The following is a 640-nucleotide window of genomic DNA, read 5'->3' as shown; positions in this document are numbered from 1 at the left end:
TGCAACAGGCGCAGGTGGACAGTGAGCAACTCACCGTCAACAGTTTGGGGCACCTCGACACGCAACAGGCGCAAATCCGCGCCGGGAATTGGCAAATCACCGCCGATAGCCTGTACAACCAGGCGGGCGTCTGGTCGCAGGTGGGCACGGGGGAAAGCCGTGTTACCCTGCGCGGGGCGCTGGATAACACCGATGGCAGTATTGAAGCGCAACGGCTTAGCCTGAATAGCGCCGCCCTCAATAACCTGCGCGGCCGGCTGGTGGCGCTGGACGGTACGGCGCAGCATTGGCAGGTGAGCGGCCTGTTGAACAACACCGCTGGCGTGATGGGCGGCAACGGCGGTTTGCAACTGGATGTCGGCGCATTGGTCAACCTTCAGGGCACCCTGCAAAGCCAGTCAACGTTGGGCATTACAGCGCAAAACGGGCTGGATAACCGCCAGGGCCAGTTATTGGCCGGCGGGAGCCTGGCGCTGAAGAGCCAGGGGCTGCTCAGTAACCAAGAGGGTGAGATCCGCGGCCAGCATCTTCAGCTTGCGGCACAGGCGCTGAATAATGCCGGGGGGCAGATGGTGAGCCAGGGGCGGCTGCAGCTTGATGCCCAGGAGGCGATCGACAATCAGCAAGGGCTGATGGAAGC

Annotated in this window: 1 pseudogene; it reads left to right on the top strand. The window is 62.8% G+C overall.

Features of this window, described 5'->3' with window-relative positions:
- Window positions 1–640 (top strand): annotated as a pseudogene (locus tag AC559G_RS18125) (filamentous hemagglutinin N-terminal domain-containing protein); the annotation flags it as partial.

This window comes from Gibbsiella greigii (genome assembly GCF_039540155.1).
Taxonomy (GTDB): Bacteria; Pseudomonadota; Gammaproteobacteria; order Enterobacterales; family Enterobacteriaceae; genus Gibbsiella; species Gibbsiella quercinecans.
This window is presented reverse-complemented; position numbering and strand designations above follow the sequence as displayed.